This window comes from Micromonospora sp. NPDC007220 (genome assembly GCF_040634035.1).
Classification (GTDB): Bacteria; Actinomycetota; Actinomycetes; order Mycobacteriales; family Micromonosporaceae; genus Micromonospora; species Micromonospora reichwaldensis.
The window spans coordinates 29,621-48,181 of record NZ_JBEYEU010000011.1; the positions used below are offsets into that span (position 1 = coordinate 29,621).

At 74.3% G+C, this 18,561-nt stretch carries 19 protein-coding genes; 13 read left to right on the forward strand and 6 right to left on the reverse strand.

Going from position 1 to position 18,561, the window contains the following annotated elements:
* The first annotated feature begins 18 nt into the window (after window positions 1-18).
* A complete protein-coding gene (locus tag ABZ573_RS20115; protein WP_151453136.1) occupies window positions 19-459 on the forward strand; it encodes a hypothetical protein in 441 nt (146 codons plus the stop codon).
* Between the two features lie 145 nt (window positions 460-604).
* Here the strand turns inward: ABZ573_RS20115 and ABZ573_RS20120 are convergent, their stop codons facing one another.
* Window positions 605-892: a hypothetical protein gene (locus ABZ573_RS20120; RefSeq protein ID WP_225851988.1), complete on the reverse strand. Its 288-nt coding sequence runs from the start codon at window positions 890-892 to the stop codon at window positions 605-607.
* 243 nt (window positions 893-1,135) lie between these two features.
* On the opposite strand from ABZ573_RS20120, the gene ABZ573_RS20125 reads away from it, so the two are divergent.
* The 4 genes from ABZ573_RS20125 (at window position 1,136) to ABZ573_RS20140 (ending at window position 3,970) form a co-directional block, all read left to right on the forward strand.
* Window positions 1,136-1,498: a YciI family protein gene (locus tag ABZ573_RS20125; RefSeq protein ID WP_151453137.1), complete on the forward strand. Its 363-nt coding sequence runs from the start codon at window positions 1,136-1,138 to the stop codon at window positions 1,496-1,498.
* 15 nt (window positions 1,499-1,513) lie between these two features.
* Window positions 1,514-1,909, forward strand: coding sequence for a YciI family protein (locus ABZ573_RS20130; RefSeq protein WP_358119794.1), 396 nt, complete (start codon window positions 1,514-1,516; stop codon window positions 1,907-1,909).
* Window positions 1,906-3,150, forward strand: coding sequence for a sigma-70 family RNA polymerase sigma factor (locus tag ABZ573_RS20135; protein ID WP_151453139.1), 1,245 nt, complete (start codon window positions 1,906-1,908; stop codon window positions 3,148-3,150). Before ABZ573_RS20130 ends, ABZ573_RS20135 begins: the two co-directional genes overlap by 4 nt.
* Before the next feature lie 121 nt (window positions 3,151-3,271).
* Window positions 3,272-3,970 carry a class I SAM-dependent methyltransferase gene (locus ABZ573_RS20140; RefSeq protein WP_151453140.1) on the forward strand — a complete coding sequence of 233 codons (699 nt, stop codon included), beginning with the start codon at window positions 3,272-3,274 and terminating at the stop codon, window positions 3,968-3,970.
* 141 nt (window positions 3,971-4,111) lie between these two features.
* Here ABZ573_RS20140 and ABZ573_RS20145 read toward each other — a convergent pair whose 3' ends face one another.
* Window positions 4,112-5,701, reverse strand: a complete 1,590-nt coding sequence (locus tag ABZ573_RS20145; protein ID WP_358119799.1) for an NAD(P)/FAD-dependent oxidoreductase — start codon at window positions 5,699-5,701, stop codon at window positions 4,112-4,114.
* Window positions 5,702-5,928: 227 nt separating this feature from the next.
* On the opposite strand from ABZ573_RS20145, the gene ABZ573_RS20150 reads away from it, so the two are divergent.
* Window positions 5,929-7,182, forward strand: coding sequence for a hypothetical protein (locus ABZ573_RS20150; RefSeq protein ID WP_327028714.1), 1,254 nt, complete (start codon window positions 5,929-5,931; stop codon window positions 7,180-7,182).
* Window positions 7,183-7,188: 6 nt separating this feature from the next.
* Here the strand turns inward: ABZ573_RS20150 and ABZ573_RS20155 are convergent, their stop codons facing one another.
* Complete coding sequence (locus tag ABZ573_RS20155) at window positions 7,189-8,421, reverse strand: MAB_1171c family putative transporter (RefSeq protein ID WP_358119803.1); 1,233 nt, start codon at window positions 8,419-8,421, stop codon at window positions 7,189-7,191.
* Window positions 8,422-8,433: 12 nt separating this feature from the next.
* Entirely contained in the window at window positions 8,434-8,907 is a 474-nt protein-coding gene (locus tag ABZ573_RS20160; protein ID WP_358119806.1) for a hypothetical protein, read from the reverse strand.
* A 258-nt stretch (window positions 8,908-9,165) separates the two neighbouring features.
* On the opposite strand from ABZ573_RS20160, the gene ABZ573_RS20165 reads away from it, so the two are divergent.
* Window positions 9,166-9,774 carry a phosphoesterase PA-phosphatase gene (locus ABZ573_RS20165; RefSeq protein WP_151453145.1) on the forward strand — a complete coding sequence of 203 codons (609 nt, stop codon included), beginning with the start codon at window positions 9,166-9,168 and terminating at the stop codon, window positions 9,772-9,774.
* Window positions 9,775-9,792: 18 nt separating this feature from the next.
* Here ABZ573_RS20165 and ABZ573_RS20170 read toward each other — a convergent pair whose 3' ends face one another.
* Both ABZ573_RS20170 and ABZ573_RS20175 read right to left on the reverse strand, forming a co-directional pair.
* Window positions 9,793-10,197, reverse strand: a complete 405-nt coding sequence (locus ABZ573_RS20170; protein WP_327028712.1) for a helix-turn-helix domain-containing protein — start codon at window positions 10,195-10,197, stop codon at window positions 9,793-9,795.
* 440 nt (window positions 10,198-10,637) lie between these two features.
* Window positions 10,638-11,702 carry a LacI family DNA-binding transcriptional regulator gene (locus ABZ573_RS20175; protein WP_151453147.1) on the reverse strand — a complete coding sequence of 355 codons (1,065 nt, stop codon included), beginning with the start codon at window positions 11,700-11,702 and terminating at the stop codon, window positions 10,638-10,640.
* Between the two features lie 294 nt (window positions 11,703-11,996).
* On the opposite strand from ABZ573_RS20175, the gene ABZ573_RS20180 reads away from it, so the two are divergent.
* From ABZ573_RS20180 to ABZ573_RS20205, 6 genes are all read left to right on the forward strand, one after another.
* Window positions 11,997-13,148 carry a Gfo/Idh/MocA family oxidoreductase gene (locus tag ABZ573_RS20180; protein ID WP_151453148.1) on the forward strand — a complete coding sequence of 384 codons (1,152 nt, stop codon included), beginning with the start codon at window positions 11,997-11,999 and terminating at the stop codon, window positions 13,146-13,148.
* Window positions 13,149-13,203: 55 nt separating this feature from the next.
* Window positions 13,204-14,358 (forward strand): dihydrodipicolinate synthase family protein, encoded by a 1,155-nt coding sequence (locus ABZ573_RS20185; protein ID WP_151453149.1) that lies wholly within the window; start codon window positions 13,204-13,206, stop codon window positions 14,356-14,358.
* Window positions 14,359-14,481: 123 nt separating this feature from the next.
* Window positions 14,482-15,279 (forward strand): sugar phosphate isomerase/epimerase family protein, encoded by a 798-nt coding sequence (locus ABZ573_RS20190; RefSeq protein WP_151453159.1) that lies wholly within the window; start codon window positions 14,482-14,484, stop codon window positions 15,277-15,279.
* A gap of 54 nt (window positions 15,280-15,333) precedes the next feature.
* Window positions 15,334-15,777, forward strand: coding sequence for a hypothetical protein (locus ABZ573_RS20195; protein WP_151453150.1), 444 nt, complete (start codon window positions 15,334-15,336; stop codon window positions 15,775-15,777).
* A 205-nt stretch (window positions 15,778-15,982) separates the two neighbouring features.
* A complete protein-coding gene (locus ABZ573_RS20200; RefSeq protein WP_358119813.1) occupies window positions 15,983-17,368 on the forward strand; it encodes an FAD-linked oxidase C-terminal domain-containing protein in 1,386 nt (461 codons plus the stop codon).
* A complete protein-coding gene (locus tag ABZ573_RS20205; protein ID WP_358119816.1) occupies window positions 17,365-18,525 on the forward strand; it encodes a (Fe-S)-binding protein in 1,161 nt (386 codons plus the stop codon). The genes ABZ573_RS20200 and ABZ573_RS20205 overlap by 4 nt, the downstream gene beginning before the upstream one ends.
* Window positions 18,526-18,561: the final 36 nt, after the last annotated feature.

Here is an 18,561-nt window from a genome sequence, read left to right on the forward strand (position 1 = left end):
ACAGGCTAGTTTGCTCGGATGAGTTCCCTCGATGACGTCGCGAGGCGTGACGGCTGGCGGTGCTGGGTGTGCGACGAGCCGGTCGACGCCGGCATGTCGGTGAACGACCCGCGTGGTCCCAGCGTCGACAGCCGCACCGCCGACAGGAAGGCCAAGGTCGCCGAGCGACTCGCGCACCGTGCCTGCAACACCCGCAAGGGCGCGGTCAAGGTGGTCATCGCCTGGCCGGACCACCTGCACGTGGTGGAGCCCGCGCCACTGATCACCGTCGCCGAGCGACTCGAACGCAAGGGCGGTCGCGAGCTGGTCGCCCGCTGTCCGAGCAGGAAGGACGCCCAGGCGGCGGCGGACTGGCTGGTCGACCGGTTCTCCCGGCTTGTGCCCGGACTGCCGGTGACCGCGAGCGTCGACGCGGGCGGCGGACAGTACCTCGTCGCCCTGGCCGCCGGCCGCCGCTGACCGGTGGCCCTGGTCGGCGCGTCGCCGACCAGGGTCCGATCCGTGAGCGTCCGGCAGCCCGGGACCGAGCCGCCCCGGCGCTGCGGCACACCGCGCTCACCGGCCGTCTCCAGCCGGTGGCGTCGGTGGGCGATCAGTTCCCCGATCAGAAGGGGGGAGCGTCCTCGCCCATCAACGCCAGCACGACGCCTCCCTTCCCGCTCTTGAGGCCCTGGACCACGACCTTGCCGGTGCTGCCGTCGGGCAACTCCAACGTGAAGGTCTTCCCGACCGCGTTCTTGGGGCCGTTGCCGGCGCTGTTGGCGGGTCGGAAATCGCCCGCCCACGGCGGGGTCCCACCCTTGCGGGCGGGCTCGGCGAAGAGCGCGGCGGTGCCGGGGGTCCGGGTGCCGTCGGAGGAGAGGAGCACTGAGGCGCTGCGATAGGTAGCCATATGCGCCAAGGCTATCCCGGACTGTGCCCGTTCGCGCCACCACAACTGCCGGGTGACGCGAACGGTTTCGGCGAACGACGGTGACCTCGTCTCACCCCTCGTGCCGCATCCTGGACCTCGATTCTCCGATGATGGTGTCGTATCGGGGCGTGGCCGTTCGTGGAACCAGTGTGCGGCGGCCGGCTGGGCCGTCGGACACGAGGAGCCGGCAGGGCCCTCGTCCGGGACCGAGAGGAGACAACCATGACGGAGTACCTGATCACCTTCAACGACGAGTGGGTGCCCGAACACACGGCGGAGCAGCTTCGCGAGAAGAGCAGGGCCGGCTGGGCCGTGATGGCGGACATGCAGGCCGAGGGCGTCCTGCTCTTCAGCAACGGGGGGCTCGACCGGTCCACCGCGGTGTGCAGCGTCGAATCAGTCGACGGTAGGCCCGTCTTCACCGACGGCCCGTACGTCGAGACCAAGGAGCACCTCGGCGGCTTCGCCGTCGTGGACGTGCCCGACGACGAGGCGGCGCGACACTGGGCCGGCAGGCTCGCGACCGCGCTCGACTGGCCGCAGGAGGTGCACCGGTTCAGAGGCCCCGGGGCGCGCCCGGCGTAACGGCGCCGGGGAGAAGTGAGCGTGGTGCCCAGATACCTGCTGTCCGTCCACGGACCGGCCGAGCCCACCGAGCTCGGCACCCACCCCTCCCAGGAGGCCGTGCCGCAGGCGTTCGCCGACACCGGCGCCTTCGGCGAGAGGCTCCGGCGGGACGGTCACCTCGTCTTCACCGGCGGCCTGGCGCCCGCGACGACCGCCACCACCGTCGACGGGCAGGGCGAGCGGCCCGTTCTCACCGACGGGCCCTACCTGGAGACGAGGGAGCACCTCGACGGCTTCTGGGTCATCGAGGCGGCCGACCTCGACGTGGCCCTGGCCCTCGCCGCCGAGGGGTCGAGAGCGTGTCGCGGTACGGTCGAGGTGCGTCCCTTCCGAACCGGGGCATCCGTCCGAGCGCTGCCGGAGCCATGACCGATCCCACCGTCGAGCAGGCGATCACCCGTGTCCACCACGAGGAGTGGGCGCGGGTGGTCGCGGGCCTCGCGCGCCGTTTCGGCGATCTCGACGTCGCCGAGGAGGCGACGGCCGAGGCGTTCGTGGCGGCCGCGGAGCGGTGGCCGCGCGAGGGCGTACCGTCCAATCCCGGCGGTTGGCTCGCCACCACCGCGACCCGCAAGGCGATCGACCGGCTCCGTCGCGAGTCACAGCGCGACGCCAAACACCAGGCGGCCCGGATCATGTACGACGACACCCCTGCTGAGCCGACCGGCCCGGTCGAGGACGACCGGCTCAGACTGATCTTCACCTGCTGCCACCCCGCGCTCGCGTCGGAGGCCCGGGTGGCGCTCACCCTGCGCCTGCTCGGCGGCCTCACCGTGCCCGAGATCGCCCGCGCCTTCCTGGTGCGGGAGACCACCATGGCGCAACGGATCACCCGCGCCAAGACGAAGATCAAGGCGGCGCACATCCCCTACCGGGTGCCCTCGGCCGACGACATCCGCGAGCGGCTCGCCGGCGTGCTCGCGGTCGTCTACCTCGTCTTCAACGAGGGCTATCTCGCCAGCGAGGGGGACGCCCCGGTGCGCGTCGACCTCACCGACGAGGCGATCCGCCTCGGCCGCCTGCTCCGGACCCTCCTCCCGGACGACGGCGAGGTGGCCGGCCTGCTCGCCCTGATGCTCCTCACCGACGCCCGGCGCCCGGCGCGCGTGTCCCGCACCGGGGAGCTGGTGACCCTCGCCGAGCAGGACCGCGGCGCCTGGGACCGCACCCTCATCGCCGAGGGCAACGCCCTTCTCCGCGAGCGGATCGAGGCGATGGTGACCGGCGGCGACCCACCCGGGCGCTACCAACTGCAGGCCGCGATCAACGCGGTCCACACCGACGCCCCGTCCGCCCGGGACACCGACTGGTCCACCATCGTCGCCCTCTACGGGCGCATGTCGCTGCTCGACCCCTCACCGATCGTGCGGCTCAACCGGGCGGTCGCGGTCGCCGAGGTCGACGGCCCCGGGGTCGGGCTCGCCGAGATCGACCGACTTGCCGACGCCCTCGACGGCTACCACGCCTTCCACGCCGCGCGCGCCGACCTGCTGCGGCGACTCGGGCGCGGCGGCGAGTCGCGGACGGCGTACGACCGGGCCATCGGTCTCGCCGGCAACCCCGCGGAGCGGGCCTACCTCACCCGCCGCCGCGACCAGCTCGCCGGCTGACCGCCACCTGGAGCCAGCCCGTTGACTGGTGTCGACCGGAGCGCGGCAGGGGCAGTGGCGGCTCGACGACCGTGGCAGGATCGCGCTTTCGACCCGGCCGCGATGCCGAGGAGACAGCCTGGTGAAGGCCGACCACTACGACAGCTTCGCCGAGCGCTACAGCGCGGACAACGAATCCAACCTGATCAACGGCTACTACGAGCGGCCCGCGATGGTCGGGCTCGCCGGGGACGTGGACGGCCGGCGGATCCTCGACGCCGGCTGCGGTTCGGGTCCCTTGTCCGCGGCGCTTCGCGAGCGAGGGGCCGTCGTGACCGGCTTCGACTCCAGCCGGGCGATGGTCGAGCTGGCCCGACGGCGGCTGGGCGGGGACGCCACGCTGCTGGTGGCCGACCTCAGCGAGCCGCTTCCCTTCGCCGACGGCGCGTTCGACGACGTCGTCGCGTCCCTGGTCCTGCACTACCTGGAGGACTGGACCGCGCCCCTGGCCGAGCTGCGACGAGTCCTGAGGCCAGGGGGTCGCCTCATCCTGTCCGTGAACCACCCGATGGTCTACCCGGCGGTGAACCCGGGCGCCGACTACTTCGCCCTCGCACGGTGGTCGGAGGAGTACACCTTCGACGGGCACACCGCGGAGCTGACCTACTGGCACCGGCCGCTGCACGCGATGACGGCTGCGTTCACCGACGCGGGCTTCCGTCTCTCGGTCGTCAGCGAACCCCCCATGTCTCCCGAGACTCCGCGCGAGATCCTGCCTCCACATCTCGTGGACCGCACCACGTTCATCTGCTTCATCTTCTTCGTCCTCGAAGCGCACTGAGCCCGGGCCGGTCCGCCGCCGTACGCCACCGGCCTTCCCTCCCGGGCCTGCGCCGACGGTGCCGAACCCTCCCGAGCATCCGCCGATGGTGCCGAACCCTGCCGGGCCTGCGCCGATGGTGCCGAACGCGCAGCCGGCGGCTCAGCCGAGGCGCACGTGAGCCGGCCGTTCGGGCCGGGCGGTGCCGGTGCCGCTGCCGGTGCCGGTGCCGGTGCCGGTGCCGTCGAGCGTCGTGCCGACCGGAACGGCGGGCCGGGCGGGTACGACGGGCGCGTCCCGGCCGGTGCCCCGGTGGCCGTCCCCGTCGTGGCTCGACTCCTCGTGGTAGTCCTGCTCCACGTTGACCGACCACACGTCGTGCCGGGTGCCGCAGGCGATGTTCTCGGCGGTGAGCATCGCCGTCAGCATCGAGTGGTCCTGGTTGTTGTAGCGGTGCATGCCGTTGCGGCCCACCGGGTGGACGTTGGGCACCTCGCGCGCCAGCCAGTCCCGGATCACGTCGACGTTGTGCTGGTAGCGCTCGTCGTAGACCGGGTACGCCTTCGGCATCCGCACCACGTACCCGGCCTCGACCACCCCCGGCCGGACCAGACCGAGCCGCTCCAGCTCGGCCGTCGCGGCGGCGACCAGCTCGGCGTCCGGCGTACGCCAGGTCTCGTCGTCCTCGAACACGAAGTACTCCAGGCCGAGGCAGGTGCGGCCGTCCTTGACCAGGTGCGGCGACCAGGAGCCGAAGTTCTGGATCCGGCCGACCTTCACCGCCGGGTCGTGCACGTAGATCCAGTTGTCCGGGAACGAGAACTCCTCCGGCACCACCAGCGCGACGGTCAGGAAGTCCCGGTACCGCAGGTCGGCCGCGGCGGCCAGCACCTCCGGCGGGGCCGCCGGGCGCAGCGCGGCGACCAGCTCGGAGATGGGCATCGAGGAGACGACGTGCTCCGCCGGCTCGGTACGCTGCCCGCCGGCCCCGTTGACGGTCACGGCGACGGCCCGGCGGCGCTCCGGGTCCCGGTGCACGGCGGTCACCCAGGTGCCGGTGTCCACCCGGCCCCCGCGTCGGCGCACCTCCTCGGCGCAGCGTTCCCACATCATGCCCGGGCCGAGCTTCGGGTACTGGAACTCCTCGATCAGGCTGGTCACGTCCTTGCGGTTGCGTCTGGGCAGCACCGCGTTGCGGACCGCCTTGGCCAGCGACAGGTTCTTGATCCGCTGCGCGGCCCAGTCGGCCTGCAACCGGTCGGCCGGCATCCCCCAGACCTTCTCGGTGTACGTCTTGAAGAACATCGAGTAGAGCCGCCAGCCGAACCGGGCCGAGACCCACCCCTCGAAGTGCGACTGGTCCTTCGGCGGGCGCAGCCGGGCCCGCGCGTACGAGCCCATGCACAGCGCGGCCTCCCGCACGCCGAGGTTGCGCAGGGCGTTCGCCGCGCTCAGCGGGTAGTCGAACAGGGCGCCCCGGTAGTAGATCCGGCTCATCCGGGGCCGCAGCAGGAAGTCCTCGTCGGGCAGGATCTCGTGCCAGAACTCCTCGACCCGGGCCACCTTCGTGAAGAACCGGTGCCCGCCGATGTCGAAGCGCCACCCGTCCCGCTCGACGGTGCGGCTGATCCCGCCCACCACCTCGTCGGCCTCGAACACCCGGACCGCGCTGTCGCGCCGGAGCAACTCGTACGCCGCGGTCAGGCCCGCCGGTCCCGCGCCGATGACCACCGTGCCGTGCTCTTCGCCCATGCCCGTCGCCCCCTGCTTCCGCCTCCCGGAGGCGGCCCGCTTACCCGGCACCGGCCCGAACTCACCCCGGATCCCCGTCCGCTCCCGGGACACCCCGACGGGCGGAGCGCCCGGGACGCCCCGCGACGCGCCTGGCGCCCGGCTCCGCGCCGGGATCGCGCCGACGTGTCAACGGCCCCGGAACGGGGATGTGGCACCGGTCGGGCCGCCGGACCGGGAGACGCGTGATGGACAGTGGGCGGGCCGTCTCGGGCCGGCGGTGGCGCACGCTGCCGGCCCGGCTGGCCGGGCGCGGGCACGACCTGCGGCGGGCGGCGTCGCGGGCCGCCGGCCGGATGCCGACGCCGTGGCTGTTCGTCCTCGCCGTCTTCCTCGGTACGAAGATCGTGCTCAGCGCCCTCGGGGTGCTCGCGCTGAGCGCCTTCGACGACGTGCCCTGGGCCCCGCCGCCGGACGAGACGATGATGCGCGAGCAGCAGCGGGCAGTCTCGGGGCACCGCGCGGTCGCGCTCTGGTTCGCCTGGGACTCTTTCCTCTACGACCGCCTGGCGCAGCTCCCGCTCGACGAGCCGTGGCCCGACTTCGGCTTTCCCCTGCTCTATCCGTTCCTGGCCCGTCCGCTGGCCCCGCTGCTGGGCGGGGACACCGCGCTGGCGTTGCTGCTCGTCGCGAACGTCGCGTTCCTGCTGATGCTCTTCTACGCCCACCGGCTGGGCGAGCGGCTGCTCGGCGACGACGCCTCCGCCCGCCGGTTCGTCCGCTACCTCGTGCTGCTGCCGGCCGGGTTCCTGTTCCAGGCGGCGCTGACCGAGTCGCTGTTCCTCTGCCTCGCGCTCGCCGCCTTCCACTACGCCGAGCGGCGGCGCTGGCTGCTCGTGGGCGTCGTCGGCTTCTTCCTGGCGACGAGCCGCTCGGTCGGGTTCCTCGTCGTGCTCCCGCTGGCCCTGGTGCTGCTACGGCAGCACGGCTACCGGCTGGGCCCGCGCGCGTGGTGGGCGTACGTGCGCGTCGGCTGGCCGCTGGCGCTGGTGCCCGCCGGCTGGCTGGCGTTCATGGCGTTCTGCCGGTGGCAGAGCGGCGACTGGTTCGCCTACAAGCACGCCCAGGAGACGGGTTGGGGCATCCGGGTGCAGAACCCGTTGGCGGTGCTGTGGCACGGCCTGACCGGCAGCCCGCCCCGCGACGCCCTGCGGGTGTGGGTCGCCGTGCTGGTGCTGGCGGTCCTGCTCGCGGGCGCCCGCCGACTCGGGCTGCCCTATCTCGTGTACGGGCTGACCATGGTCCTGGTGCCGCTGTCGATGGGGCCGCCGGTGTACAAGAGCCTGCTGCGCTATCTGCTGGCCGTCTTCCCGGTCGGCCTCGTGCTGGCCCGCTGGGCCCGCCACGCGGGCGCCGACGCCTGGCTGACCGCCGCCCTGGCCCTGCTCCAGGGCGCGCTCTTCGTCACCTGGCTCGCCTACTGGACCCACTTCATCATCTGAGCCCGCCTACGCCTCCCGCCCGCGCGCCGGGGCGTCCGGCGTACGGGCGGCGACCGCGCGCACCAGCTCCTCGGAGAGCGCCGTCGAGACCAGCGCCAGCCGACTCGCGTCGGCCTGCACGTCGGCCTGCGCGACCGCCATGCTCTGCGACTCCAGGGCCGGATCGACCTCCCGCGTCGCCGTCGCCCCCGAGGTGAAGCGCCGGAGCGCCACCAGGACCGCCGCGGCCTCACCGGCGGCGTCGGCACGCTCGATGCTCCAGCCGGCCGCCACCGCCCGCTGCCGGGCGGCGCCCGCCACGGACTCGTCGAGCGGGCCCAACGCACGCAGGCCGTCGCTGATCTCGACGCAGCGGCGGTAGAGCTGTTCGCTCAGGCGCCACGCCCACCGGGGGTCGACCTCCGGCCGGCGTGGGGGATGCAGGGCGATGGTCGGCATCGCCCGGTACAGCAGGTACCACAACGCGTGCAGGTCGCGGTGCGTGGCGTACCGGCGCGGCCAGGCGCGGACGCCGTCGACCGCCTTGCGGGCCGTCGCCAGCACGAAGCTGGCCCCGATCAGCGACACCGACAGCGTGATCAGCGTCTGCGTCGCGGCCGGCTCGGGCCACGGCGGCGCCACCCCGGCCAGCTTGAGGCAGATGAACAGGGCCTTGTGCGCGACGAATCCCGCACCGAAGGCCGCGCCGGCACTGAGCAGCCGCATGCTGGTCCTCAGCCGGGCGCCGGCGTAGCGCGCGTAGCCGGCGGACACCCGCAGGATGTCCACGACCGTCACCCCGAGGCAGGTCAGGAACGCGAGCATGTAGACGCCGACCGGTGGCAGGTCGCCGTACCGCTCGGCGAAGTGCAGGGGCTCGGACTCGGGGAAGTCGGCCCGCGAGAACGCCGCGACCATCACGCCGAACGCGACGGCGAGGAACACGCCCCGCCGCGCCATCAGCCGGCGTGCCCGCCCCGGGTCGCCCAGGTGCAGGAAGAGGAACTGGATCGCCGCCGCGGCGAGCAGCGCCGAGCCGTGCTCCACCAGCTTGGCGAGATTGGCCACGCCCGACACGCGGTCGAGCAGGCTGTGCACCGGCGCCCACCCGGCGGTGACGGCCACCCCCATCCCCAGGCAGATCCCCGCGCTCGCCAGGATCCTCGGGTTGGCCGGATCCCGACCCAGCGCCCTGAGCTTCACCAGGAACGCCACCGCGGCGACGCTGGCGGCGACCAGATGACCGACCGTGACGAGCACCGGATCTCCCGCCTAGTCCGTCAACGTCGCGGCGATGCGGTGCATGACGGCGGCCGTGACGCCGCCCAGCTCGTCGAAGGCCACGTCCTCGCCGCCGCCGTCGAGCCGTGCCCCCAGGTACGTCGCCAGCAGCTCCGCGTCGTGCTCCTGCTGCTCGTCGAACGTGGCGGGGGAGCGGGCGAGCACCCCGTGCGCCGCCGCCGGCTCACCCGTTCCGCCGGAGGGCACCGTCCGCGCGGTGTGCCGCAGGGCGATGTGCATCAGCTCGTGCAGGATCGTCTGGACGCGCAGCACGGGCGGCGCGTCGCGACTGAACAGGACGTAGTCGGTCCCGGCGGTCGCCACCCACAGCCCGCAGGGACCGGCCTGCCCGTCGACGCTCATCGCGGCGAGTTGGATGCGCCGACCGCGCGTGGTCTCGAGCGCGGACACCAGGCCCCGCACCGTCAGGGGCGACGGCAGGTCCACGTCGAGCTGGCGCAACAACCGCTGTCTCCGACGCCGTCGGTGCCACATCGTCCGCCATCACTCTCCCCGCCGGGCCGCCAGCCCGAGAGACCCCCGTGTCGTGTCACCCGACCGTCGCGTCCACCCCGGACGGTCCACGCCCGTGCCGGCCGCGACGGCGCGGGTGCGGGCAGCATAGCCAAGCGCGACGACACTGTGACGCCCGAGCGGGGCGGAACGTGACAGCTCACGCCCGCGGTGCGCCCGCCGCCCGGGGCGGTCGGCAGAATGTGGACCGTGCACGACGTCATCGACCGCCCCGACCGCATCAGCAGGCTGCTCGCCCGCGCCGCCACCGAGGTCTTCGCCCCGGCGCTGCTGGCCGCGCTGATGCCCGTCGTCGTGGGCCTGCACGCCGCGTCGCCCGTCGAGGTGGGCCTCGCCTGGGCCCTGGTCGGCTCCCTGTTCTGCTCGATCATCCCCAACAGCCTGATCTGGTGGGGCGTACGCCGGGGCCGGCTGACCGACCACCACATCAGGCGACGGGAACAGCGCCGGCGGCCACTGGCGTACGGGCTGCTGTCCGTGCTGGTGGGCCTCGCAGTGATGATCGGGTTCGGCGCCCCGCGCCCCGTCCTGGCGATGGTCGTCGTCATGTTCGCCCTCGGCCTCGCCGTGACCGTGGTCAACCTGGCGTGGAAGCTCAGCATCCACGCGGCCGTGGCGGCCGGCGCGGCGGCCGTGCTCGTGATCGAGTTCGGACCGGCGCTGCTCGCCTCGGCGCCCGTGGTGGCGCTGGTCGGCTGGTCGCGGGTACGCCTGCGCGACCACACCGTCGGTCAGGTGGCTGCCGGCACCGTCGTGGGGACGCTCATCGCCGCCCCCACGTTCCTGCTGCTGCGGTGAACGGAGGCGGGAGCCCGCTCACGTTCGGCCGCGCCCCGAGGTCTTGTTGCGTGCCTCCAGCGCCGCGACCTGCTCCACGATGGCGCGTAGGCTCGCCCTGGGCGCCCCCGGCGGCATCCGGCGGGCCAGGACGGTGATCGTCTCCAGGTCGGGGTCGCCCTCGCCGTCTGCGGCCACGGTGTCGAAGAAATAGCCCGGGGGCACCCGGAAGAAGTTGGCGAGCTGCTGGATCGCCGACCGGGTGGGATTGTCCCGCTCGCCGCTCAGCAGGTAGTTGACGTAGCTCGTCGAGAGCCCCGTGGCCCTGGCGACCTCCTCTGGCGAGAAGGGCCTGTCGCTGCCGGGCCGGCGATGCGTCTCGAACAGGTGCCGCAGCCGGTCGGCGAAGGACGTCGATCCGCTGGCCTCGCCGCCGTCGGCCATGACACCCCTCCCGATCCGACCCGAGGACGCCCACCATAGTGGTTGGGCCGGGCTGCGCCGCCACAATGGTTGCGGGCCGTGGCGGACCGTGCTTGACTGGCCACGCCGACCACTGTTGTGGCAGTGACACCGTAGCGGACAACCATAGTGTGTTCCAGGACACCCGCACCAGCGTGTGTCGACTCCGCGTCGGCGCGTCGGCCGACGACCGCCAGGCGCGGCACAGGGGGGACGGAAACGGGGGATGCGCAAGCCGCTCAGGGCGCGCACCGCACCGCACGCCGAGAAGCAGCCGGCAGGGGGGACCGCAGCCGGTACGGCCGCGCGCATCTGGGGGGCCGTCCTCCGCGCGACCTGGCGCCAGGTGGCCCCGGGCGCCATGCCCGGGGCCACCGACGACGGTGTCCACGTGGCCGGCCGTCCCGGTGACCGGAGGGTCGTCAGCCGGCTGACGCGCCCGATCCCGCCGCCCGTGGGCGGACCGGGGTGACCTCGGGGGCCGGCCCGGTGCTGTCCCGGCGCACCACCTCGGCGGGCAGCACCTCGACGCGGGGCGCCGCGGCCCCCGGGTCGAGTGCCAGCGACATCGCTCGGGCCCCCATCTCGACCAGGGGCAGCCGGACGGTGGTCAGCGCCGGGGTGACGTCCCGGGCGATCGGCATGTCGTCGAAGCCGATGACCGACATCTGCCGGGGCACCGCCACCGACCGGGAGCGCAGCAGCGCCAGCGCGCCGATCGCCATCGAGTCGTTGAGCGCCACGACGGCGGTCAGCTCGGGGTCGGCGTCGAGCAGCGCGGCCGTGGCGGCGACGCCGCCGTCGCGGTCGAACTCGGCGTGCCGGACGCGGTGCTCGGGCAGGCTCAGCCCGTGCGCGGCGAGGGACTCCCGCAGGCCGGTGAGCCGGTCGGTGGTGGTGGTGAGCACGGCCGGCCCGGCCACCACCCCGATCGCCCGGTGGCCGAGTTCGTAGAGCTCCTCGCCGATCAACCGGCCGCCGGCGCGGTTGTCCGGCATCACCGCGTCGCCGGAGTGCTCGTGCCGGCCGATGACCGCGACCCGTCCGCCGGTCGCCTCGTACGCGGCGAGCTTCTCGTTGAGCAGCCGGGTGAAGGTGGCGTCGTGGTAGCCCGAGCCGGCCAGGATGATCGCGGCGACCTGCTGGCCGCGCAGCAGCTCGACGTACTCCAGCTCGCGGTCCGGGTCGCGGTAGCTGTTGCAGATCATCAGCAGCCGGCCCTGGTCGGTGGCGACCCGTTGCAGGCCACGGGTGATCTCGGCGAAGTACGGGTCGGAGACGTCGTGCACGATGACGCCCACCGCCACGCGGTGCGAGCGGGCCAGCAGTTGAGCGTGCGCGTTCGGCACGTACTGGAGCTCGGCGACGGCGCGCAGCACGCGCTCGCGGAGCTCCTCGGTGACGGGCTTGCTGCTGCCGTTGATCACCCGGGAGGCGGTCGCGGGCGAGACCCCCGCCCGCCGGGCCACGTCGGACAGGGTCGCCACTGCCGCCCCCTCGGTCGTTTCTCGACGGCCGCGCCCCGGTGCCGGCCATCCGTCACCGTACCGCAGCGAAAGCGCTTCCCCGCCCCGGCGCCCGCCCGCGTGGCCCGGCGGGCGGCGCAGGCCGCGAGACGGGTCGGACAGCCCCTTGCCTGAGGAGGGAGGCGTTCCCTACGCTGCCCGGGAAAGCGCTTGCCTGAGAATCGCCGCCGGGGGCCTCCCGGCGGCGGCGCAGGCGTGGAACAGGTCGCCCGCCGCCGGTCCCGGTCGGAGGCGCCCGCGGAGGGAAGGAACACCATGACCCGCAGGTCGATAGGCATCATCGTCAACGGCGTCACCGGCCGGATGGGCTACCGGCAGCACCTGGTGCGCTCCCTGCTCGCCATCCGCGAGCAGGGCGGCGTGCCCCTGGCCGACGGCACGTCGATCTGGCCCGAGCCCGTCCTGGTCGGGCGCAGCGAGACCAAGCTCCGCGAGATCGCCGAGCGGCACGGGCTGACCGACTGGACCACCGACCTGAGCGCGGCGCTGGCCCGCGACGACGTCGAGATCTACTTCGACGCCCAGGTCACCCAGCAGCGGGAGAAGGCGATCCGCCGGGCGCTGGACGCCGGCAAACACATCTACACCGAGAAGCCGCTGGCTGAGGACACCGAGGGCGCCCTCGACCTGGCCCGGGCGGCGCGCGCCGCCGGCGTGCGTACCGGGGTGGTGCAGGACAAGCTCTTCCTGCCCGGGCTGCGCAAGCTCAAGCGGCTCATCGACGGCGGCTTCTTCGGCCGGATCCTGTCGGTGCGCGGGGAGTTCGGCTACTGGGTGTTCGAGGGCGACTGGCAGCCGGCCCAGCGCCCGTCCTGGAACTACCGCAGCGAGGACGGCGGCGGCATCGTCGTGGACATGTTCCCGCACTGGCAGTACGTGCTGGAGGAGCTCTTCGGCCGGGTGCGTACCGTTTCCTGCGTCACCGCCACGCACGTGCCGCAGCGGGTCGACGAGGCGGGCCGCACCTACCCGGCTACCGCCGACGACGCCGCGTACGGCATCTTCGAGCTCGACGGCGGCGTGGTCGCGCAGCTCAACTCCTCGTGGTGCGTCCGGGTGCACCGCGACGAGCTGGTCGAGTTCCAGGTCGACGGCACCGAGGGCAGCGCCGTGGCCGGGTTGCGCAGCTGCCGGGTGCAGCACCGGGCGGTCACCCCGAAGCCGGTGTGGAACCCCGACCTGCCGGTCACCGAGCCCTTCCGCTCGCAGTGGACGGAGGTGCCGGACAACGAGGAGTTCGACAACGGCTTCAAGGTGCAGTGGGAGGCGTTCCTGCGGCACGTCGTCGCCAACGAGCCGTTCCCGTGGGACTTCCTGGCCGGCGCGCGCGGCGTGCAGCTCGCCGAGCTGGGCCTGCGGTCGGCGCGTGAGGGCGCCCGCCTGGACATCCCGGAGCTGGACCTGTGAGCGCGAGGAGTGAGCCGGGTCTGCGAGCCCCGCAGTCGCGAACGGAGGTGGCGCTGTGAGCGGGGCCGACGTGGTGCTGCCCGGCGGGCGGCGGTACCGGCTGACCGGAGGCGAAGGCTTCCCGCGCCCCGCCGGGCCGCCGAGCAGCCGGATCGCGTACGCCGCCGCGCACGTGGTGGCCGATCCGACGGCCGAGAACGTCCCCGGCGCCCCGGCCGTGCTGGACTGGGACCGCACCCTGGCCTTCCGGCACCACCTGTGGTCGTACGGCTTCGGGGTGGCCGAGGCGATGGACACCGCGCAGCGCGGCATGGGCCTGGACTATCCGGCCACCCGCGAGCTGATCCGGCGCAGCGCCGCCGAGGCCCGCGCGGTCGGCGGGCGGATCGTCGCCGGGGTCGGCACGGACCAGCTCCCGCCCGGCCCGGCCACCCTGGCCGAGGTCGCCCGCGCCTACCGCGAGCAGCTCGACGACGTGCGGGCCGCTGGGGCCCGCCCGGTGCTGATGTGCAGCCGCCACCTGGCCGCCGCCGCCCGCAACCCGGAGGACTACCTGCGGGTGTACGACGAGCTGCTCTCCGTCGCCGACGAGCCGGTGGTGCTGCACTGGCTCGGCCCGATGTTCGATCCGGCGCTCGCGGGCTACTGGGGGTCGGCCGATCTCGACGAGGCCGCCGACGCCGTGGTCGAGCTGATCAAGGCCCACGACGCCCGGGTGGACGGGATCAAGGTCTCCCTGCTGGACGCCGACCGCGAGGTGGCGTTGCGCCGCCGGCTGCCCGCCGGGGTACGCCTCTACACGGGCGACGACTTCCACTACCCAGAGCTGATCCGGGGCGACGCGAGCGGCTACTCCGACGCGCTGCTCGGGGTGTTCGCCGCGATCGCACCGGCCGCCGCCGCGGCGTTCGCCGCACTGGACCGGGGGGAGCTGGCGACGTACGACCGGATCTTCGCGCCGACCGTGCCCCTGGCCCGGCACATCTTCGCGGCCCCCACCTGGCACTACAAGACAGGCATCGTCTTCCTGGCCTGGCTGACCGGGCACCAGGACCACTTCACGATGGTCGGCGGGGCGCAGTCCGGCCGCTCGCCGGAGCACCTGGCCACCCTGCTCACCCTCGCCGACGCCGCCGGGCTGCTGCCCGACGCGGACCTGGCGGCCGCCCGCGCCCGGGCGCTGTTCACAGTGGCGGGGGTTGACCAGTGAGTGCGAGGAGTGAGCCGGGTTTGCGAGCCCCGCAGTCGCGAACGGAGGTGGCCCTGTGAGTGCGAGGAGTGAGCCGGGTTTGCGAGCCCCGCAGTCGCGAACGGAGGTGACGCAGTGAGTGGGCTGGAACGGTTCTCGTTCAACCAGGCCACGTCGCAGCACTGGCCGTTGCCCGAGGTGGTCGACGGCTGCGTCGCGGCCGGCGTGCCGGGGATCGGGCTCTGGCGGGAGCCGGTGGCCGAGTACGGGTTGGCCCGCGCCGCGAAGCTGGTCCGCGACGCCGGCCTCGAGGTCACGTCCCTGTGCCGGGGCGGCTTCTTCACCGCCGACGGCTGGCGGGAGGAGAACCTGCGCGCCATCGAGGAGGCCGCCACCCTCGGCACCTCGGTCCTGGTGCTGGTCTCCGGCGGGCTGCCGGTGGGCAGCCGGGACATCGACGGCGCCCGCCGGCAGGTCGCCGACGCCATCGCCGAGCTGGCCCCGCACGCCGCCGCGGCCGGGGTGACGCTGGCGATCGAGCCGCTGCACCCGATGTTCAGCGCCGACCGCTGCGTGGTGTCCACCCTCGGCCAGGCGCTCGACATCGCCGAGCGGTTCGACCCGGGCGTGGTCGGGGTCGTCGTCGACGCGTACCACGTGTGGTGGGACGACACGGTGTACGCGCAGATCGCCCGGGCGGGGGCGCGGATCGCCGCGTTCCAGGTGTGCGACTGGATCACCCCGCTGCCCGAGGGGGTGCTGCTCGGCCGGGCCCTGCCCGGTGACGGCTGCATCGAGCTGCGCCGGCTGCGGGAGGCCGTGGACGAGGCCGGCTACACCGGGCCGGTCGAGGTGGAGGTCTTCTCGGCCGAGGTGTGGGCCCGGCCCGGCCGGGAGGTCCTCGACGCGTCGGTCGCGGGTTACCTGCGCCACGTCGCCTGACGACGGGTCCCGGCCGGTCGGGCGGCCGGCCGGGATCCGGGCGAGGATGAGGGGGTGACCGACCGACGGGTGCACCTCGACGACCTCGGCGCGTGGCTGATCAAGGGCAACGCGGACCGGGTCGACCTGGCCGGCCGCTTCGCCCGTGATCCGCGGGTGACGGCCTGGTGCGTACGCCCCGGCTACCGGGCCCGGCTGATGCGTCCCGGTCAGCCGGTGGTCCTCTGGGCCAGTGGCAGCCGCGGCCGGCTCGCGTACGGCGTCTGGGGCGTGGGGTTGGTGGCCGCCGCCGCCGTGCCGGGGGAGCCGGGCGCGGCCTGGACGGTGCCGTTGGACCTGACGGTCCTCGCCGAGGCGCACCGGGTGCCCCGGGAGTCCTTCCGGGGCGACGCGCGGCTGGCCGGCGCGGAGGTGCTCCGGCAGCCGCAGGGAGCCAATCCGTCCTTCCTCACGGTGGCCGAGTTCGCCGCGCTGCGCGAGCACCTGCCGCCGCGCTGACGGCCAGGACCCGGCCGGCCCGATCCGGACCGTCGGCGCCGGGTGCGCAGCGGGCGGCGAGTGCGGTGACCCGGACGTGGGCCGGGCGGCCCGCCGTCTTCACCCGGCCCCTCCGGCTCTCTATGATCGGTGAAAACTGTCGCCAGACAGCCGGTCGCGAGCCGGCAAAAAGCTACAGGCGCGACCGGCGCCGGGAAGGGTGGGCATGGCGCTGTCCGCGACCGTCCTCGCCGAGCTGCGCGGGATCGTCGGTCCGTCGCACGTGCACGACGCGGCCGGCGACCTCGTGGCGTACGCGCGGGACGCGACGCCGCTGTTCTCGCACCGCCCGGACGCGGTGGTCTTCCCGGCCGACACCGCCGAGGTCGCCGCGGTGCTGGCACTCGCCACCCGGCACCGGGTGCCCGTGGTGCCCCGCGGCGCGGGCTCCAACCTGTGCGCCGCAACCGTGCCGCTGCGCGGCGGGATCGTGCTGGTGCTGACCCGGCTCAACGCCATCCTGGAGGTCAGCGGGGACGAGCTGCTCGCCCGGACGCAACCGGGCGTGACCAGCGCCGCCCTCGCCGACGCCGCCGCCGCACAGGGCCTGCTCTGGGCGCCCGACCCCGGCAGCCGGACCGTCGCCACGGTCGGCGGCACCATCGCCACCTGCGCGGGCGGGCTGCGCGGCCTGAAGTACGGCGTGACCCGCAACTACGTGCTGGGACTGGAGGCGGTGCTGCCCACCGGCGAGGTGATCCGCACCGGCGGCCGGCTGTGGAAGGACGTCGCCGGCTACGACCTGACCCGGCTGCTCACCGGCTCCGAGGGCACCCTCGCCGTGATCACCGAGGCGACCGTGGCGCTGCTGCCCGCACCGGCGTCGGCGAACACCGGGGTCGCGTACTTCCCGACGCTGGCCGACGCGGGGGAGGCGGTCGCCCGGGTGATCCGGGCCGGGGTGGTGCCGGCGACGCTGGAGTTCCTCGATCGGGCCTGCATCGACGCCGTGGAGGACTTCGCCCACCTGGGGCTGCGTACCGACGCCGGCGCCCTGCTGCTCTTCGGCGACGACGGCCCGCCCGACCTCGTCGCCGCCCACCTGGACCGGATCGGCGCCGCCTGCGTCGAGGCCGGCGCGGTGGAGGTCACCACGGCCCGCGAGGTCGCCCAGGCCGAGGCGCTGCTGGCCGCCCGGCGCTGCGCGCTGCCAGCGCTGTCCCGCCGGGGCGGGGTGACCATCCTGGAGGACGCGACCGTGCCCCGGCCGCGCATCGCCGAGATGGTCGACCGGATCGACGCCATCGCCGCCCGGCACGACGTCGCCATCGCCACCTTCGGCCACGCCGGCGACGGCAACCTGCACCCCACCTGCGTGCTCGACTCGGCCGAGGACCACGACGCGGTACGCCGGGCCGAGGCGGCCTTCGCCGACGTCTTCGCCGCCGCCATCGACCTCGGCGGCACGATCACCGGCGAGCACGGGGTGGGGGCGGCGAAACTGCCGTTCCTCGCAGCCCGCCTCGGCGAGGACCAGCTCGCCCTGCTGCGCCGGATCAAGAGCGCCTTCGACCCGGCGGGCATCCTCAACCCCGGAAAGCTGGGATCATGACCGGCGACGTGTTCGACCCGGAGCAGCTGTCCCGCTGCATCTCCTGCGGGTTCTGTCTGCCGGCCTGCCCGACGTACGCGATGACCGGCGACGAGGCGTCCTCGCCGCGCGGCCGGATCACGCTGATGCGGGCGTTGCAGGACGGCACCCTGCCCCCGGACGACGGCACCCTCGCCGAGCAGTCCTCGTTCTGCCTGGGCTGCCGGGCCTGCGAGCCGGTCTGCCCGGCCGGGGTGGAGTACGGCAGCCTGCTGGAGCAGTGGCGGGTGCACCAGTGGCGGGGCTGGCGGCGACCGCTGGTGGCCCGGGCGCTGATGCTGCTGGTCGAGCAGCGGTGGCTGCTGCGGCTGTCCGGCCTCGTCCGCCGCGCCGCCCGCGGCCGCGCCGTCACCCCGGCCCCGCCCCCGTCGGCCCCGGCCGCGTCGGCCCTGAGCGCGCCGGCCTCGGGTGCGGCACCCGCGCCGGCGGCGGCCCCCGGATCCGCCGCCGCAGGCGGGGCGGGCGCGCAGCTCATGCTGGGCTGCGTCGAGCGGGGCCTCTACCCGGCGGTCAGCCGGGCGGCGCGCGCGCTCGCCCCCGAGCTGGCCGTCCCCACCGCGCAGGGCTGCTGCGGCGCGCTGCACGCGCACAACGGCGACCTGGCCGGGGGCGAGCGGCTGGCCGAGCGGCTCGGCGCGGACCTGCCGGGCACCATCGTCACCACCTCCGGCGGCTGCGCCGCGCACCTCGCCTCCGTGCTCGGCCGGGACCGGGTGCGCGAGCTGTCCACCTGGCTCGCCGACCGGCCCGCCGGGGCGGAACTGCGAGTGGGCGGCCGACGCGCCCGGGTCACCCTCCAGGACTCCTGCCACCTGCGCAACGGCCTCGGCGTCTTCGCCGAGCCCCGGACGCTGCTGCGCCAGGTCGCCGACTACGTCGAGCTGCCCTCGGCGGCCGCATGCTGCGGCGCCGCCGGCACGTACTCCCTGCTGCGGCCGAAGGACTCCAGGCGGATCCTGGACGCGAAGCTCGACGAGATCGAGGCCGCCGGCGTCGACCTGGTGGTGGCCGTCAACCCGGGCTGCCTGCGCCAGTTGCGCACGGGGCTGCGCCGGCGCCGGTCGGCCGTACGGGCCGTGCACCTCGCCGAGCTGCTCGCCCGCGTCGAGTCGCCGTAGCCGGCCGGCCGGCGCCGCCGCCGGGCGCACCGCGGT